Origin of the sequence: Xanthomonas maliensis (assembly GCF_009192945.1) — a bacterium.
GTDB lineage: Bacteria > Pseudomonadota > Gammaproteobacteria > Xanthomonadales > Xanthomonadaceae > Xanthomonas > Xanthomonas maliensis.
This window is the reverse complement of the sequence record NZ_NSET01000004.1, coordinates 212,286-228,321: the sequence shown is the minus strand read 5'-3', so window position 1 is coordinate 228,321 and position 16,036 is coordinate 212,286. Positions and strand designations below refer to the sequence as shown.

The window sequence follows — 16,036 nt, the reverse complement described above, 5'->3', positions numbered from 1 at the left end:
GCCCCCGACCCCCGACCCCCACGTCCGACTAGAACGTGTAGCGCACGCGCCCATACCAATACGCGCCATTGCTGCCGATCGGCGACAGCACGTCGTAGGGCAGGTTGCCGAAGTAGGCGATGTCGTCGATCGATCGGTCGGGGTAGTTGTCCAGTACATTCTGGCCGCCGATCGCCAGCGTCCATTGTTCGCCCAGGCGCAGTTCCGCTTCCAGATCCAGCTGCCATTCGGCGCCATAGGTCTGGCGCGGGACGAAGCCATCGCCGAAGTCGAACACGCGCGTCGCGCTGCCATAGCGGTTGACCCGCGCCTGCAGGTTCCAGCGCTGGTCGCTCCAGTTGGCGGCGAGCGCGGCGCGGGTGCGCGGTGCGGCGTCGGTGAGCGTATTGCTCTCCTCCACGCCGAACAGCACATAGTCCGGATCCAGCGCCAGCAGTTGTGCCGGCGTGGCCGTGATGTTCTTCAACTCGGTCTTGGCGTAGCTATAAGTGCCGGTCAGCAGCAACTCACCGCCGAGGACGTACTGACGCCAGTTGGCGACCAGCTCGGCGCCGCGGGTGCGGGTATCGGCGGCATTGAGGAAATAGCTGGCGCTCTGGATGCCGGTGACGCCATAGGTCTGCTGCACGAAGTTGGTCAGTGCCTCGCCGGTGATGTCTTCGGACAAGGCGATGCGGTCGTCGATGTCGATCTGGAAAAAATCCAGCGACAGGTCGAAGTGGTCGCCCAGCTTGCTGGTGAAGCCCAGGCTGTAATTGACCGATTTTTCCGGCTTCAGATCGGTCGCGCCCAGTCCGCGTGCGATGGGGTTGTTGACCGACAACAGCCGTCCCTGCACCAGTCGCCCGGATGCATCGTAGCCGGTGGAGGTGGCTTCGTAGCCGATCTGGCTGAGCGAGGGAGCGCGCACGTTGTTGGAAACGGCGCCGCGTAGCGCGAACGCGGGCGAGAAGGCATAACGCGCCGCCAGCTTGCCGCTCCACTGGCTGCCGAAATCCTGGTAATGCTCGTAGCGGCCCGCCAGGTCGGTGGAGAACTTGTCGCCAAATTGGCTGGAGACGCTGGCATAGGCGCTGGCGACGTTGCGTGACAGATCTGCCTCGTCCTGCGGAGTGAGCCCGCCACCGGCCTGCGAGCCGGTCGGGCGATCGGTGAACGGCCCGGCGGCATAGCTGGCCGGGTCGCCAGCGTGGGTGCGGTACTGCTCGCGGCGGAATTCGGCACCGGTGCCGAAGGTGTGAGTGGCGCCGGCGGCATCGAACACGCGGGTCAGATCGAGGTTGCCAACAGACTGCGCAAAGGCGAAGTCGCCGGTCTTGAAGCGGGTAGGGCTACCCGGGCCGAGCGAGGCATTGAGCGTGTCGCGCAGGCGGTAGGTGAAATCGTTACGGCCATAGTTGATGCTGGCGTCGTAGTCCCAGTCGCCCCATTGCCCACGGGCGCCGGTGACGATCTGCAGGTCGCTGTTCTCGCCTTCGGAGATCGGCCGATAGCCATTGGGATAGATCTCGCGCCAATTGGCGCTGCTGTCCGGATAGCGGAAATAGTTGGCGCCTTCGGTGTCGCGCTGGTTGTAGGTGGCGAACGCATAGAACTCGTTGTTGTCGCTGAAGGGGACCTTGGTGTTGAGCCAGGCGTTGAGTCCCTTGCTGGCGCCATCGCCCAGCACGTAATTGCGCTTGCCGGCCAGCGCAAGATTGGCCGGCGTCTGTTCTTCGAATGGCGGAATCTGGTCGAACCCGGCGCGGTTGGTGCCTTCGCGGTTTTTCAGCTCCAGGCCCACTTTGAAGAAGCCGCCATCGTCGCCCAGCAGCGTGCCGACCTTGGCGCTGGCATAGCTGGTCTGGCCGTCGGTGACGCGGCGATCGATGGGTTTGACGTCGGTGTTGTAGGCGCCGAAGCTGGCTTCCAACTCGCCGCGTTCGGCGTTGTCGTCGAGGATCACGTTGATCACCCCGGCGATCGCATCCGAGCCGTATTGCGCACCGGCGCCATCACGCAGCACTTCGATGCGCTTGATCGCATTGATCGGGATGGAGTTGAAGTCCACCGGCGTGGTGCCCTTGCCGATCTTGCTATCGGTATTGACCAGCGCCGAGGTATGGCGGCGCTTGCCGTTGATCAGCACCAGTACCTGATCCGGCGACAGCCCGCGCAGCTGCGCGGCGCGGATATGGTCGGCGCCACCGGAATTGGACTGGCGAGGGAAGTTGAACGACGGCAGCAGCGCCTGCAGTGCACTGCCGAGTTCGCCGTTGACCACGCCGGCCTTGCGAATGTCCTCGGCGGTGAGCACGTCCACCGGCGCGGTGGATTCGAGCACGGTGCGGTCGCTGGCGCGGGTGCCGGTGACGATCACGGTGTCCAGCGTGGTGGCACCGCTGTCGCCCTGCGATGCCTGTTGTGCCTGCGCTGGCAGGCTCAGGGCAGCAGCCACGGCCAGGCTGAGGGTCGAAAGGATGGGGCGAATCATGCGGTTTCTCCTGCAACGGCACGCGCGCGCCACCGGCATCGGGCCGGCGGGCTGCGCGAAGGGACGGACGGGTTCAACATTCATCCGGATGGAGAGATATTATCGCGTTGTTCAGCCTGGCGCGAGCTGGCACAGTGCGCGCTCGCGGGCATGAACTGATGCCGTGCCTGCATGAGCCTGCCCCCACCGTTGGAGATGTCGATGAAGTTGCTGCCGTCCTGCCTGCTTGCCACCGTCCTGGCCCTGTCGGCCTGCGCCACGACCCCGGGCGCCGCCCCGAACGCGGCCACCGCCAGTCTGCAAGGTGATGCGGCACGGCCAGCGGCGGCTACCGGTTGGGTGCGCAGCGAGTTGTACTTCGGCGTGGGCGAGGAAAGCGGCACGGCCGATCGTCCGCAGACCCGCGCCATCAGCGAGCAGCAATGGCGTGCCTTCCTCGACAAGGAGGTGACGCCGCGCTTCCCCGATGGGCTGACGGTGTTCGATGCCTATGGCCAATGGTTGTTCCGCGGTGCCAAGGAGCCCAACCGGCTGGCGACCAAGGTGCTGGTCGTCCTGCACGAGGACACCCCGCAGCGGCGCCGCGATATCGAGGCGATCCGGTTGGCGTGGAAGCAGGCGACCGGACATCAATCGGTGCTGTGGTCGCGGCAGCCGGTCGAAGTGTCGTTCTGAAGAGGTTGAATGCCCGCGTCGCGTCGCGTGTGGGGCGCTGGTGGCGCGCCAGCGGCAGCGGCGCGCGCTGTGTGCTGCTGGCAGCGCTCTGGGTCTGCTCGCCTGCCGGCGCGGCCGCCGAGCATACGCAGATGCAGCTGCGTCTCGATGCGCACACGCAGGCGACCGCAGCCTTGGTCGGCCAGCAGCTGCACGTGGTGGTGTCGCCCGGTGGCCGCGAGCAATGGCTGGACGTAGACGTCGGTGATGGCGAGAGCGAGGCCAGCCTCTACAGCCAGGACGACAACTTCGATGGGTATCCGGATCTGGTGGTGAGCGCGCTGATGGGGCGCGTCGACGCTGCGAGCCAGGTGTTCCTGTTCGATCGGCAGCAAGGCCGATTCGGCGAACTCAGTGCGCCTGCCGCGGCGCCGGTGCAGTGCAGCGGATTCTGGAATCTGGCGGCGGAGCCGCAGACACGCCAGCTCACCAGCTCACCAGCAGCTGCCACGGTGGGCCGATGCTGTATACCGATGTGTATCGCTATGCCGACGATGGCCGCCTCTACGTCTATCGCTCGCAGCGGAAGATCGATGCGGACGACATCCAGTCGCTGCTCGGCTCGGAGGAAGCAGCGTCTTTCCCGCTGTCGGTCTGGTCTACCTATGGCCCGCAAGGCAACGTGATCGCCACGGCCATCGGTCGGACCGAGGACTCGCCGATGCCGGTGCCGCTGTACGTCCGCGTGGCACGTTTACCGCTCTATGCCAGCGACACCGCCGTCGGCACGCGGCGTTATCTGGTGCAAGGCGATCGCGCCGATGCGCTGGATGTCAGCGCCGATGGGCGCCGGATCAAGCTGCGTTACCACAGCGCCACTGCGGGCGAGCTGATCGGCTGGGCGGACGTGGACGCTGCCAAGCCCTGACATCACGCGCTGGATCGCAACAGCGCTGCAGGGTGCTGGTCGCGGACGCCTATCGATCCAGGATGCGCCAGCCGCGCTGCATTCCAAGCGTGCCGCGTTGTGTTCCACCCGGCCGCTGTCGCGGGCAGGGTGCAGCGGCTACCATCGCCTGTCCCCCCGTTTGCAGATCGCCATGTCCGATCCCTCCTCGCGTCCTGCGGCCGCGCCGCGCTGGTTCGTCGCCGGCGACCTCAATGGTTTCTTCGGCCTGGTGGTCGACAATCTGTCCATCCTCGGTTTCATCGCGATGGCCTTGGTCGGGCTGTTCCAGTTTCCCGCCGAGGTGGTGTTCGGGCGGATGTTCCCCGGCACCGCGTTCGGCGTGCTGGTCGGCAATCTGCTCTATACCTTGATGGCGCGGCGGCTGGCCGCGCGCAGCGGCCGCGACGATGTCACCGCCATGCCGCTGGGACTGGATGCACCGACCAGCATCGGCATGGCGTTGCTGGTGCTGGGACCGGCCTTCGTTGCCTACAAGGCGCAGGGACTGGACCCGCAAGCCGCGGCCATTGCCACCTGGAAGCTGGGCATGGCCTCGCTGGTGGTGATGGGACTGCTCAAGCTGGTGCTGTCCTTCGTTGGCGAGGCCGTCACCCGCGCGCTGCCGCGTGCGGCGTTGCTGGGGTCCATCGCCGGTATCGCGCTGGTGCTGATGGGGCTGCTGCCGCTGCTGGAGACACTACGCGCGCCGGTGGCTGGCTTCGTCACCCTGGGGTTGCTGCTGTACGTGTTGCTGGCCAAGGGCCACCTGCCGATTCGCCTGCCCGGAGTGCTGGTCGCCTTTCTGGTCGGTACCGCGCTGTACTACGGTCTGGGGCTGGCCGGGCTGGGGGCGCCGGGGTTCGCCGTGCCGGCGTGGACGCCGCCGCGCATCGTGCTGCCGCTGCCCAACCTGGGCTTCATCGATGGCTTGCCCGATACCGTGGCCTATCTGCCGTTGCTGCTGCCGTTCGGCCTGTTGATGGTGGTGGGCGGCATCAACGTCAGCGAAAGCGCGCGCGCGGCCGGCGACGACTACCGCACCCGCGACATCCTGCTGGTGGAAGCGTTCGCCACCCTGGTCGCCGGCGTCTGCGGCGGCGTGGCGCAGACCACGCCGTACATCGGCCAGCCCGCCTACAAGCACATGGGCGCGCGCGCCGGTTATACCTTGCTGACCGGGCTGTTCGTCGGCATCGGCGGCATGCTGGGGGTGATCAGCGGCCTGGTGCAGTGGCTGCCGTTGGCGGTGCTGGCACCGATCATCGTCTACGTGTCCATCGACATCACTACCCAGGCCTTCCAGGCCACTCCGCGCCAGCATGCGGGCGCGATGGTGTTGGGATTCCTGCCGTCGGTCGCCTATCTGTTGACGATCAAGGCACCGGGCTGGATGACGCCGGAGCAACTGGCCGCGCTGACCACCACGGTCGATGGCCACGGCCTGCCGGAACTGGCAGTAGTGTTCGCGCTGGGCAACGGTTTCATCATCACCGCCATGCTGTGGATCGCCACCGTCGTGGCGATGATCGATGGCCAATTGCGGCGGGCGGCTGGCTTCCTGCTGGTCGCCGCCGGGTTGGCGCTGTTCGGGCTGATCCATTCGGTGGATCCGCGCGGCGGCATCTACCTGCCGTGGTCGCTGCATGGACTGGCGCGGGTGATCAGCTGGCAGTTCGTCGGCGCGTATGTCGCGCTGGCGGTGACCCTGCTGCTGTTGTCGTTGTTGCCGGCGCGCAAGCCGGTGCACCCATGAGCCGCCGGCCATGGAGCACCGCGCTGCTGCTGGGCAGCGCAGTGGCGCTGACGGCGAGCGCGGCGGTCGCGGCCTCGTTCGACTGCAAACAGGCGCGCACGGCGGTGGAACAGCGCCTGTGCGCGGTGCCTGCGCTCGGTCGGCTGGACGAGCAGGTGGACGAGGCGTACCAGGCCGTGCGGCAGCTCACGCCGCGTGCGGCGTTGGCGGATCTGCGCGAGCAACAACGCGCCTGGTTGCGGCAGCGCAATGCCTGCGCGCCGGACGCCACGCTGGACGACTGCCTGCGGCGCAGCCAGCAATCGCGGGAAAAGGAGCTGACCACCGCACTCGCCAGCCAGCGGCAGGCCCTGGACCGCATCGTCGCGCGCATTCCACAGACGCCGGCTGCTGCTGCGCGGCAGTTGCGGGACTACGACACGCCGTTGGCATCGGCCTGGCTGGTCTATCTGCAGCAATTCGTCCCGGCGGCCGGTGTCGATGCAGCGCTGGCACGCACCCGCTATGCGAGCGCACGGTCCGCGCTTGGCCAGCAGGACGCCTACGCTGCTTCGGTGCTCGACGATCTCGGCGACAAGGATTCGGCGGCGCGTGCGCTGACCTTGTTGCGGATGTGGATCGAGCGCACTGAGGGCGATGCATCGGAGGTGCATTGCTTCGTCTTCGCTGCGCAGGGCGAGCTGGCGTACGAGGCGTTCGGGCCGCTCTACGGCTCCACGCGCGACAGCTTCGCGCCGATCTGCGCGCCGCAGGGCGGACTGTTCGAACTGCCGGTCTGGACCCGCCTGGGTGCGGCATTTGCGCCGATGATCGAGGCCGTGGGTGCTGATGCCGGCACGATGCGCTTTGCCAGCTTCGCCGAGTGGCGGGTGATCGATCTGCGCGCAACGGTTTCGCCGCTGCTGTATCTGACGCCGGCATTGCGCGAGCGCTATGGCGACGATCCCGACCAGGGCATTCTGAACTGGGATGCGGGCGAGGACGACGTGCAATGGCCGTTGGCGCAGCGCAAGGCGGCCGCGGCCTTGCTGCCGGAGGCGCGCAAGCAAACCGCGGCCTGGCTGGTCCGCGAAAAGCAGCTGCCTGCCGACCAGGCCCAGCAGGCTGCGGCAGCGATCGTGGCGGCGTGGGTGAATGCCCGATTGGGATTCGAGGGCTGAGCCGCCGGCGAGGATTGCCCGCGCAGCGGGCAGGGAAGGCGGATCTCGCTGGCTGGGGAACCCCCGGACAATCGCATGGTCACATCCTGGGTGTGCTGTCGCTGTAAGGAGCTCCTGGATGCAACGCCAATCCCCGCTATGGCCCTGGTTGCTGGCCATTCCGCTGCTGTTGGGCGCCGCCTGGTGGTTGTTTGGTCCCGACTCTCAGGGGCCGGATGCGACGCCTGCCCCGGCCAAGCGTGCCGCCGCTGCAGTGGCGGCGCTCACTACCGGCAAGCCGCCGGCCGCCGATGCCGAGCCCCGTCACCCCCTGCCAGCGGCATCGACGGACGCCGCCGATGCGGCCATTCCCACGCTGGGCAAGAGCGACGAGGCCGCGTTGCAGGCGTTGCAGGACCTGCTGCACGATGACACCGCGTTGGCGCTTGTGCTGCGTGAGCACCTGATCCAACGGGCGGTGGTGATGATCGACAATCTCACCCAACCCAGCATCAGCCGGCGCGCGCTGATGTTGCAGCCGGTACCGGGTGAGTTACAGGGCAGCCAGGCCGCCGGCCACACCGTCATCGGAAACGACAACGCCGCTCGCTACGCGCCGTACGTCGCTGCATTCACTGATGTCGATCCACAGGCGCTGGTGCGCAGCTATCGGCGTTTCTACCCCTTGATCCAGCAGGCCTACGCCGAGCTCGGTGCGCCGGACCGCTATTTCAACGATCGTTTGATCGATGTGATCGACCACTTGCTGCGCACGCCGACGCCGCAGCAACCGATCGTGGTGGTCGCCGATGGACGTGGCCGTTATCGCTTCGCCGATCCGGCGCTGGAGTCGCTCTCGGTCGGCCAGAAGGCCTTGCTGCGGCTGGGACCGACCCAACAGGCGGCGGTCGCCGCGCAATTGCAGCAGGTACGTGCCGCGCTGGTGCAGGGGCGCTGAGCGGTCAGGGCCGTCTGCAACGACGCAGCCGGAGCCTTACGCCGCATCCAGTTCCGGGTAGTGGCGGAAGATGCCGTTGGTATTGAACGGCACGCGGCGCTCGGAGGCGAGGTAGGCGGCGATGCGCGGCCGCTGCGCGATCTGCTGCTGCAATGCACGCAGGCCCGGAAGGCCCGCGCGCAGCGTGCGCATGCGCTGCGGGAACATATAGTCCAGCCCGCTGAGCAGTTGGAACAGCGACAGGTCCACGTAGGAATGCTCACCCAGGCAGTGCACACCGCCGGCCTGCTGCAGCACCTGTTCGAAATAGCCCAGGAACTTGGGCAGGCGATTGGCGCGCAGATCGGCGGCACGCTTGGCCGCTTCCGCCTTTTGATCCTCGTAGTAGGCAGCGCTGGCGATCGGGTGATGGGTGTCGTGCATCTCGGCGACCAGGTCGGCGATGGTCAACTGCAGTTGCAGTGCCTGGAGCCGGCGGGCTTCGTCCTGCGGTACCAGTTGTAGCGGCGGACCCAGGAAGTGCAGGATCGCCGCCACCTGCGCCACGACCACCGAGCCGGCCTGGAGGAAGGGCGGCGCAAACGGTTGTGTGCCGTCTGCCTCGCCGTCCAGGAAGCGGTCCATCGCCGCATCGCCTTCGCTGCGTGCGACGTCGGTGTAATCGGCGCCGGCATCTTCCAGCGCAAGACGGACGAACTCGCCGCGCCCCTGCAGTCCGGTCCAGTAATAAAGCTGGTAATGCATGCGCTGCTCCGTGATCGAGATCGCGTAGCAGGCTAGTCCGTTGGCGGCTAGCGAGGCGTGAGCGGGGTGTCAGGGCTGTGTAAGCCATTGATGGCTTCCGGCTGTGCCAACAGCCAGGCCAGCTTGCGTGCACGCGGCTGTCGCTTGAGCGCCCATTCGGCTCGCGATGCGCTGGAGCGGTCGGGGTAGCGGCGGCTGGCAAGCAGTTGCAGCGGCGGATTGGCGCGGGTGTAGCGGGCGCCGGCGCCGCGGAGATGGGCCTGGAAACGCCGCTCCAGATCGTTGGTGATGCCGGCGTAATAACTCCCGTTGCGGCAGAGCAGCAGGTACAGATGCCAGGGCGCGGAGGTCTCCATCGCCGTCATTATGGCGGCAGCCGCGATGGGATGGGAGCGCATGTCGGGTGGCTGCCACCTGCTGTCGGCGCCGCCTGTCGTGCAGCCGGTTGGCCTTGAAACCCCGCGTGGCAGCCGCATCTGCACGGTATCGCCGGCGACGCCGGCCACCAGTTCAGAGGATTCCACGATGCGGATGGACAAGCTCACCTCGCGGTTCCAACAGGCCCTGGCCGACGCGCAGTCGCTGGCCGTGGGCCGCGATCACACCATCATCGAGCCGGTGCACGTGCTCACCGCGCTGCTCGACCAGAGCGGCGGCAGTACGCGGCCGCTGCTGGCCCAGGCCGGGGTGAACGTGCCGGTGCTGCGCGAGCGCCTGGGCGAGGCGCTGGACGCGCTGCCCAAGGTCTCCGGACAGGCCGGCAGCCTGTCGATCGGCAACGATCTCAATCGCCTGCTCAACCAGACCGACAAGCTGGCCCAGCAGCATGGCGATGCCTTTATCGCCAGCGAGTGGTTCGTGCTGGCGGCCGCCGATGACGCCAGCGCGCTGGGCGTGGCGTTGCGCGCGGCTGGCGGCGACAAGAAGAAGCTCGAAGCGGCCATCGACAAGTTGCGTGGTGGCGAGACCGTGCAGTCGGAGAATGCCGAGGAGCAGCGGCAGGCGTTGGAGAAGTACACCATCGATTTGACCGCACGCGCCGAGAGCGGCAAGCTCGACCCGGTGATCGGCCGCGACGAGGAAATCCGTCGCACCATCCAGGTGCTGCAGCGCCGCACCAAGAACAATCCGGTCCTGATCGGCGAACCCGGCGTGGGCAAGACCGCCATCGTCGAAGGCCTGGCCCAGCGCATCATCAACGGCGAGGTGCCGGAAGGATTGCGCGGCAAGCGCGTACTGTCGCTGGACATGGGCGCGTTGATCGCCGGTGCCAAGTTCCGCGGCGAGTTCGAGGAGCGGCTGAAGGCCGTGCTCAGCGATCTGGCCAAGAACGAAGGCCAGATCATCCTGTTCATCGACGAGCTGCACACCATGGTCGGTGCCGGCAAGGCGGACGGCGCGATGGATGCCGGCAACATGCTCAAGCCGGCGCTGGCGCGCGGCGAGCTGCATTGCATCGGCGCCACCACGCTGGACGAATACCGCAAGTACATCGAAAAGGATGCCGCGTTGGAACGCCGCTTCCAGAAGGTGTTCGTGGGCGAGCCGACAGTGGAAGACACCATCGCCATCCTGCGTGGACTCAAGGAGCGCTACGCGGTGCATCACGGGGTGGAGATCACCGACCCGGCCATCGTCGCCGCCGCCACCTTGTCCAACCGCTACATCACCGACCGCCAGCTGCCGGACAAGGCGATCGACCTGATGGACGAGGCCGCTTCGCGCATCCGCATGGAGATCGATTCCAAGCCGGAGGAGCTCGATCGGCTGGAGCGTCGCCTGATCCAGCTCAAGATCCAGCGCGAAATGCTCAAGAAGGAAAAGGACGAGGCCTCCCGCCAGCGGCTTGCCGATCTGGAGCGCGACATCGAGGCACTGGAACGCGAGTTCTCCGACCTCAATGAAGTGTGGAAGTCGGAAAAGGCCGCGCTGCAGGGCGCGACCAAGATCAAGGAGCAGATCGAGCACGCCAAGCTGGAGCTGGAAGCCGCGCAGCGCCGCCAGGACTACGCCAAGATGAGCGAGATCCAGTACGGCCTGCTGCCGCAGCTGGAAAAGCAGATGGCACTGGCCAACGAGGCCGAGCAGCACGACTTCAAGCTGGTACAGGACCGCGTGACCGCCGAGGAAATCGCCGAGGTGGTGTCGCGCTGGACCGGCATTCCGGTCAACAAGATGCTCGAGGGCGAGCGCGACAAGCTGCTGCGCATGGAAGAGGAGCTGCATCATCGCGTCGTGGGGCAGAACGAGGCGATCAAGGTGGTTTCCGACGCCGTGCGCCGTTCGCGCGCGGGGCTATCCGATCCCAATCGTCCCAGCGGCTCGTTCCTATTCCTCGGTCCCACCGGCGTCGGCAAGACCGAGCTGTGCAAGGCGCTGGCGGATTTCCTGTTCGACAGCACCGACGCGATGATCCGCATTGACATGAGCGAGTTCATGGAGAAGCACTCGGTGGCACGGCTGATCGGTGCGCCTCCGGGCTATGTCGGCTACGAAGAGGGCGGCTACCTGACCGAGGCGGTGCGCCGGCGGCCGTATTCGTTGATCCTGCTCGACGAGGTGGAGAAGGCGCATGCCGATGTCTTCAACATCCTGTTGCAGGTGCTCGACGATGGCCGCCTGACCGATGGCCAGGGCCGCACTGTGGACTTCCGCAACACCGTGATCGTGATGACCTCCAACCTGGGTTCGCACCAGATCCAGGAGCTGTCCGGCGACGGCAGCGCCGAGGCCTATACGCAGATGAAGGCAGCGGTGATGGGCGTGGTGCAGGCGCACTTCCGCCCGGAGTTCATCAACCGGCTTGACGACATCGTGGTGTTCCACCCGCTGGACAAGGCGCAGATCAAGTCGATCGCGCGCATCCAGCTGCAGGGGCTGGAGAAGCGGCTGGGCGAGCGCGGGCTGAAGCTGGACCTGGACGACGCGGCGCTGGAGCTGTTGGGCAATGTCGGCTTCGACCCGGTCTATGGCGCGCGCCCGCTCAAGCGTGCGGTGCAATCCCAGGTCGAGAATCCGCTGGCGCAGCAGATCCTCTCTGGCCAGTACGTCAGTGGCGATAGCGTGCGCGTGCGTGCCGACGGCGGACGGCTGGTGTTTACCAAGGGCTGAGCGCGCACGGCTGCGCGACACCCGTACGGCGTAGGAGCGCACCTGAGCGCGATGGCTTTACCGGGAGCGCCCATCGCGCCCAGGTGCGCTCCTACGTCGTGCTGGAACCTGCGGCTGGCCGGTTGCCGCAGATCGCGGCGGCGCGGTGCCCTAATCCTGTTACCATGCGCGCCCCTGAGGTGACTGCCGGCGCGCCGGTGGTTTAAACGGGAATCCGGTGCGCGCATCGCCCAGGCGCGGCGCAAGTCCGGAGCTGCCCCCGCAACGGTGGGCGAGGTCAGGTGTCGCAACACGCCACTGTGCGCATCGCATGGGAAGGCGCGGCACCGGAAGCGTCTGCTTCCACTCGCAAGCCCGGAGACCGGCCTGAGGGTGTGACCCGGCACGCGGTGGGCGTGGCCTCGATCGTCCGACGCTGTCGCGCCGGGCGTCTGGCCCGTTGCTGCCTGCCGCCCCCATTGCCCGCGCAGGTAGGCGCGGTTCCAGGAGCAGTCGTCGATGTCCGTTTCATCCGTTGTCATGCCTCGCGCCATGCTGGCCGCGTGCCTGTCGCTGTGCGTGGCCCACCTCGCCCACGCCGAGGCCGCCGTCGATCTCGACCAACTGGTGGTGACCGCTTCGCGCACTGCGCAGACCCAGGACCAGACGCTGGCGCCGGTCACGGTGGTCGACCGCGAACAGATCGAGCGTCGCCAGGCGGCCTCCTTGCAGGATCTGCTGCGTGGCGAGGCAGGCATCTCGCTGGCCAATAACGGCGGCCCTGGCAAGGCGACGTCGCTGTTCCTGCGGGGGACCGAAGCGGACCACCTGGTGGTGCTGGTCGATGGCGTGCGGATCGGGTCTGCCACCTCGGGCGGCGCGGCGCTGCAGGATCTGCCGATCGAGCAGATCGAACGCATCGAGATCGTGCGCGGCCCGTTCTCCAGTCTCTATGGCTCCGATGCGCTGGGCGGGGTGATCCAGATCTTCACCCGTCGTCCGCAAGGCGCATTCACCCCGACCTTCAGCGCTGCTGCCGGCAGCGACAACGCGCGTCGCTACAGTGCCGGCCTGGCCGGGCGCAGCCAGGGCGACGTGGACGGAGCCGGCGGCTGGTACTCGGTCACCGCGGTGCATGACCAGACCGATGGCATCAATGCCTACCTGGATACCAGTTCCAGCGCCTACGACCCCGATCGCGACGGCTACCGCAACGATTCGGCCAGCGTGCAAGGTGGTTGGCGCTTCAATCGCCAATGGGAGGCCGACGCGCATGCGCTGCGTGCGCAGAGCCGCAACGCGTACGACGGCTCGCCCTTTGGCGGCAATCTCGGCAAGGGCGTGCAGCAGGCGGTGGGCGGCCGCGTGCGCTATGCGCCCTCCGATGCGGTCAAACTCACGGCCAGTCTGGGCAGCAGTTCGGACCTGAGCGATACGTACTACGACGGCGCCTACCTATCGACCTATGATACCCGGCGCAAGCAGGGGTCGCTGCAGGCCGATGTCTCCACCGCTCCCGGTCTGCTCACCGTCGGCGCGGATTGGCAACGCGACGCCATCGCCAGCAGCGATACCTACGATGCCGATCGCCGGATCGATCGCGCGGTGTTCGCGCAGTGGCAGCAGACCCTGGGCGCGCAGTCGCTGCAGGCCAGCCTGCGTCGCAACGACAACAGCCAGTTCGGTGGCAAGACCACCGGCAGCGTGCTGTGGGGCTGGGATGTCGCCGAGCAGTTACGCCTGACCGCCAGCTACGGCACCGCCTTCAAGGCGCCGACCTTCAATGAGTTGTACTACCCCGGCTATGGGAACCCGCGGCTTGGGCCGGAAAATTCCAAGAGCGTGGAGTTGGGCGTGCGTGGCACCCACGCCTGGGGCAACTGGACGTTGAGCGCCTTCCAGACCCGCATCGACGACTTGATTGCCTACGATGCCGCGCTGGTGGATGCGGCGCATCCGTTCGGTCAGCCGAACAATATCGATCGTGCGCGTATCCGCGGCGCCGAAGCCGGCTACGACACCGAACTGGCCGGCTGGACGCTGCGCGGGGCACTGACTTGGCTGGCCCCGCAAGCCGATGGCGGCGTCGACCGCGGCAACTGGTTGCCCCGACGCGCGCGCCAGAGCGGCCGTGTCGATGCCGATCGACGCTTCGGTGACTTCACTGTCGGTGCCAGCCTGTTCGGTTCGGGCGCGCGCTACGACGATCTGGCCAATACCGAGCGGCTGGGCGGCTATGGGCTGTTCGATCTGCGTGTCGGCTACGTGCTGACACCGGACTGGCGGATCCTGCTCAGCGCCAGCAACGTGTTCGACCGTCGTTATGAAACCGCGCGCTGGTACAACCAGCCCGGTCGCAACTACCTGCTGACCTTCCGCTACCAGGCCGCGCAGTAAGGCGCATTGGAGAAACCGCAATGGCCCCCCTGTCCCGTCCTGCCGAACGTGCACTGTTGATCGCGCTGATGTTGGCCATGACCGCCACCCGTTTCCATCACGCGGGCGATTGGCTGCAGTTGCCGGATGCATCGATGGCGGTGTTCTTCCTGGGTGGACTGCTGCTGCGCCGGCTGCACGGCTTTGCGGTGTTGCTGGCGTTGGCAGTGGTGATCGACTGGGCGGCGGTGCGCCTGGCCGGCGTCAGCGACTTCTGCATCACCGTCGCCTATGCGGCACTGCCATTGGCCTATGGAGTGCTGTGGGCGGTGGGCCGCGCGCTGCAAACGCGGTTGCGCGCCAGCGCCGGCAGCCTGCTGGGCGCCTGGTTGGTGGGCAGCGCGGCGGCTGCGCTGTCCTTCCTGATTTCCAATGGCGCGTTCTACTGGTGGGGAGGGCGCTATCCCGATCCGTACTGGGCGCAGTACCTGCAACGTGCATGGCAATGGGGGCCGCTGTTCGTGCGCACCACCTCTGCCTATCTGGCAGTGGCGTTGGTGGTTGGCGGCTGCGTGGTGCGTTGGCCTGCACTGCGTCGACAGGCGCGCGTCGCCACGCCGCTGGAGCTGTCATGAGCACGCCGCGGCGATTGCCCGTTGCGTCTCCCCTGATGATGCGCGGGATGGCCGCCTGGGCCACCGCCGGCCTGTTGGCGCTGCTGATGGTGTGTACGCGTGGCCAACACCTGGCCGGCATCGACGGCTTGCCCAGTGCGTCCTGGGCGGTGTTCTTCCTGGCGGGCGCCTTGTTGCGACCGGCATGGGTGCTGCCGTTGCTGTTCGCGCTGGCTTCGGCCCTGGATCTGCTGGGCCTGGCCAGTGGCAGCATCGGCGATTGGTGCCTGTCGCCGGCCTATTGGGCATTGGCACTGGCCTATACCGCGCTGTGGTCCGGCGGTCGGGTCTACGCCAGGCGCCTGCAGCATGGCGGTTGGCGCGCTGCGCCGCGGTTGCTGCTGGCGATCCTGCTCAGCGGCAGCGCGGCCTATCTGCTGTCCAAGGGCAGCTTCTATTTCTTCTCGGGACGTTACCTGGAGCCGACCGTGGCGGGTTTCCTGGCGCGTATGCCGGTCCACTATCCACGCGCGATGCTGCCGTTGCTGGGCTACGTCGGCGCGGTGCTGACGATCCTGGCGGCTGCGCGGTCGCGCAGCCCGTTTTCGCCGTCTGGAGTACGCGCATGAGCACGCAGAATCATGATCCCGAGCATCACCGCGAGCGCTCGCAGCGCAAGAAGGAACTGGTCGACCGGCGCATCGCGCGTGCGGTGATCGATCGCGGCGTGCTGCTGGTCAACACCGGCAACGGCAAGGGCAAGAGCTCGTCCGGCTTCGGCATGCTGGCGCGTTCGTTGGGCCATGAGCTGCGCTGCGGGGTGGTGCAATTCATCAAAGGTACGTTCTCCACCGGCGAAGAAGCGTTCTTCCGGCGCTTTCCCGACCAGCTCGACTATTACGTGATGGGCGAGGGCTTCACCTGGGAGACCCAGGACCGCGAACGCGACGTTGCCGCGGCGCAGGCGGCCTGGCAGCGTGCCGCCGCCATGCTGGCCGATGCGCAATACGATTTCGTGCTGCTGGACGAGCTCAACATCGCGCTGGCCAAGGACTACGTCGCGCTGGACGAGGTGCTGGCCGCGCTGGCCGCGCGGCCGCCGCGCCAGCACGTGGTGATCACCGGGCGCGGTGCGCCGCAGGCGCTGATCGAGGCCGCCGATACCGTCACCGAGATGCGACTGGTCAAACATGCCTTCAATGCCGGCATCAAGGCGCAACTGGGCGTGGAGCTGTAGCGATGCGCAGGGCGCCGGCGTTGCGGCCCATGCATCCGCGTCGGTGCTG

The 16,036-nt window shown here is 67.1% G+C and carries 12 protein-coding genes, 1 pseudogene and 1 riboswitch; of the genes and pseudogenes, 10 read left to right on the top strand and 3 right to left on the bottom strand.

Annotated features, from left to right (window positions below; translation table 11 throughout):
- Nucleotides 1-28: 28 nt before the first annotated feature.
- Nucleotides 29-2,473, bottom strand: a complete 2,445-nt coding sequence (locus CKY51_RS01605; protein ID WP_022970511.1) for a TonB-dependent receptor plug domain-containing protein — start codon at nucleotides 2,471-2,473, stop codon at nucleotides 29-31.
- A gap of 201 nt (nucleotides 2,474-2,674) precedes the next feature.
- Here CKY51_RS01605 and CKY51_RS01600 point away from each other — a divergent pair, with 201 nt between their 5' ends.
- The 5 genes and pseudogenes from CKY51_RS01600 (at nucleotide 2,675) to CKY51_RS01580 (ending at nucleotide 7,926) form a co-directional block, all read left to right on the top strand.
- The gene (locus CKY51_RS01600) at nucleotides 2,675-3,148 is read left to right on the top strand and encodes a DUF3574 domain-containing protein (protein WP_031338160.1); all 474 of its coding nucleotides are present in this window, start codon (nucleotides 2,675-2,677) and stop codon (nucleotides 3,146-3,148) included.
- Nucleotides 3,115-4,055 (top strand): annotated as a pseudogene (locus CKY51_RS22910) (XAC2610-related protein). Before CKY51_RS01600 ends, CKY51_RS22910 begins: the two are co-directional and overlap by 34 nt.
- Before the next feature lie 172 nt (nucleotides 4,056-4,227).
- The gene (locus tag CKY51_RS01590; RefSeq protein WP_031338162.1) at nucleotides 4,228-5,829 is read left to right on the top strand and encodes a hypothetical protein; all 1,602 of its coding nucleotides are present in this window, start codon (nucleotides 4,228-4,230) and stop codon (nucleotides 5,827-5,829) included.
- Complete coding sequence (locus CKY51_RS01585; RefSeq protein WP_031338164.1) at nucleotides 5,826-6,989, top strand: lysozyme inhibitor LprI family protein; 1,164 nt, start codon at nucleotides 5,826-5,828, stop codon at nucleotides 6,987-6,989. Before CKY51_RS01590 ends, CKY51_RS01585 begins: the two co-directional genes overlap by 4 nt.
- Nucleotides 6,990-7,107: 118 nt before the next feature.
- Nucleotides 7,108-7,926 (top strand): DUF3014 domain-containing protein, encoded by an 819-nt coding sequence (locus tag CKY51_RS01580; protein ID WP_022970514.1) that lies wholly within the window; start codon nucleotides 7,108-7,110, stop codon nucleotides 7,924-7,926.
- Nucleotides 7,927-7,962: 36 nt separating this feature from the next.
- On the opposite strand, the gene CKY51_RS01575 is transcribed toward CKY51_RS01580, so the two are convergent.
- Together CKY51_RS01575 and CKY51_RS01570 are read right to left on the bottom strand one after the other, a co-directional pair.
- Complete coding sequence (locus CKY51_RS01575; RefSeq protein WP_022970515.1) at nucleotides 7,963-8,670, bottom strand: glutathione S-transferase; 708 nt, start codon at nucleotides 8,668-8,670, stop codon at nucleotides 7,963-7,965.
- 47 nt (nucleotides 8,671-8,717) lie between these two features.
- The gene (locus CKY51_RS01570) at nucleotides 8,718-9,026 is read right to left on the bottom strand and encodes a GIY-YIG nuclease family protein (RefSeq protein ID WP_038218883.1); all 309 of its coding nucleotides are present in this window, start codon (nucleotides 9,024-9,026) and stop codon (nucleotides 8,718-8,720) included.
- Nucleotides 9,027-9,195: 169 nt separating this feature from the next.
- Here CKY51_RS01570 and clpB point away from each other — a divergent pair, with 169 nt between their 5' ends.
- The 5 genes from clpB (at nucleotide 9,196) to cobO (ending at nucleotide 15,987) form a co-directional block, all read left to right on the top strand.
- Nucleotides 9,196-11,781, top strand: a complete 2,586-nt coding sequence (gene clpB, locus CKY51_RS01565; protein WP_031338168.1) for an ATP-dependent chaperone ClpB — start codon at nucleotides 9,196-9,198, stop codon at nucleotides 11,779-11,781.
- Nucleotides 11,782-11,940: 159 nt separating this feature from the next.
- Nucleotides 11,941-12,165: riboswitch (cobalamin riboswitch) on the top strand.
- 114 nt (nucleotides 12,166-12,279) lie between these two features.
- On the top strand, nucleotides 12,280-14,157 hold the full coding sequence (btuB, locus tag CKY51_RS01560) for a TonB-dependent vitamin B12 receptor (RefSeq protein ID WP_022970518.1): 1,878 nt from the start codon (nucleotides 12,280-12,282) through the stop codon (nucleotides 14,155-14,157).
- Nucleotides 14,158-14,177: 20 nt separating this feature from the next.
- Nucleotides 14,178-14,771 (top strand): hypothetical protein, encoded by a 594-nt coding sequence (locus CKY51_RS01555; RefSeq protein ID WP_022970519.1) that lies wholly within the window; start codon nucleotides 14,178-14,180, stop codon nucleotides 14,769-14,771.
- Nucleotides 14,768-15,379 (top strand): hypothetical protein, encoded by a 612-nt coding sequence (locus CKY51_RS01550; protein WP_031338170.1) that lies wholly within the window; start codon nucleotides 14,768-14,770, stop codon nucleotides 15,377-15,379. The genes CKY51_RS01555 and CKY51_RS01550 overlap by 4 nt, the downstream gene beginning before the upstream one ends.
- A complete protein-coding gene (gene cobO, locus CKY51_RS01545) occupies nucleotides 15,376-15,987 on the top strand; it encodes a cob(I)yrinic acid a,c-diamide adenosyltransferase (RefSeq protein ID WP_022970521.1) in 612 nt (203 codons plus the stop codon). Before CKY51_RS01550 ends, cobO begins: the two co-directional genes overlap by 4 nt.
- Nucleotides 15,988-16,036 lie beyond the last annotated feature (49 nt).

Bases quoted from the DNA above. Each gene is read 5' to 3' on its own strand.
- CKY51_RS01575 (WP_022970515.1), bottom strand. From the start codon at position 8,670: ATGCATTACCAGCTTTATTACTGGACCGGACTGCAGGGGCGCGGCGAG.
- CKY51_RS01580 (WP_022970514.1), top strand. From the start codon at position 7,108: ATGCAACGCCAATCCCCGCTATGGCCCTGGTTGCTGGCCATTCCGCTG.
- cobO (WP_022970521.1), top strand. From the start codon at position 15,376: ATGAGCACGCAGAATCATGATCCCGAGCATCACCGCGAGCGCTCGCAG.
- CKY51_RS01590 (WP_031338162.1), top strand. From the start codon at position 4,228: ATGTCCGATCCCTCCTCGCGTCCTGCGGCCGCGCCGCGCTGGTTCGTC.
- CKY51_RS01570 (WP_038218883.1), bottom strand. From the start codon at position 9,026: ATGGAGACCTCCGCGCCCTGGCATCTGTACCTGCTGCTCTGCCGCAAC.
- CKY51_RS01605 (WP_022970511.1), bottom strand. From the start codon at position 2,473: ATGATTCGCCCCATCCTTTCGACCCTCAGCCTGGCCGTGGCTGCTGCC.
- btuB (WP_022970518.1), top strand. From the start codon at position 12,280: ATGTCCGTTTCATCCGTTGTCATGCCTCGCGCCATGCTGGCCGCGTGC.
- CKY51_RS01550 (WP_031338170.1), top strand. From the start codon at position 14,768: ATGAGCACGCCGCGGCGATTGCCCGTTGCGTCTCCCCTGATGATGCGC.
- CKY51_RS01555 (WP_022970519.1), top strand. From the start codon at position 14,178: ATGGCCCCCCTGTCCCGTCCTGCCGAACGTGCACTGTTGATCGCGCTG.
- CKY51_RS01600 (WP_031338160.1), top strand. From the start codon at position 2,675: ATGAAGTTGCTGCCGTCCTGCCTGCTTGCCACCGTCCTGGCCCTGTCG.
- clpB (WP_031338168.1), top strand. From the start codon at position 9,196: ATGCGGATGGACAAGCTCACCTCGCGGTTCCAACAGGCCCTGGCCGAC.
- CKY51_RS01585 (WP_031338164.1), top strand. From the start codon at position 5,826: ATGAGCCGCCGGCCATGGAGCACCGCGCTGCTGCTGGGCAGCGCAGTG.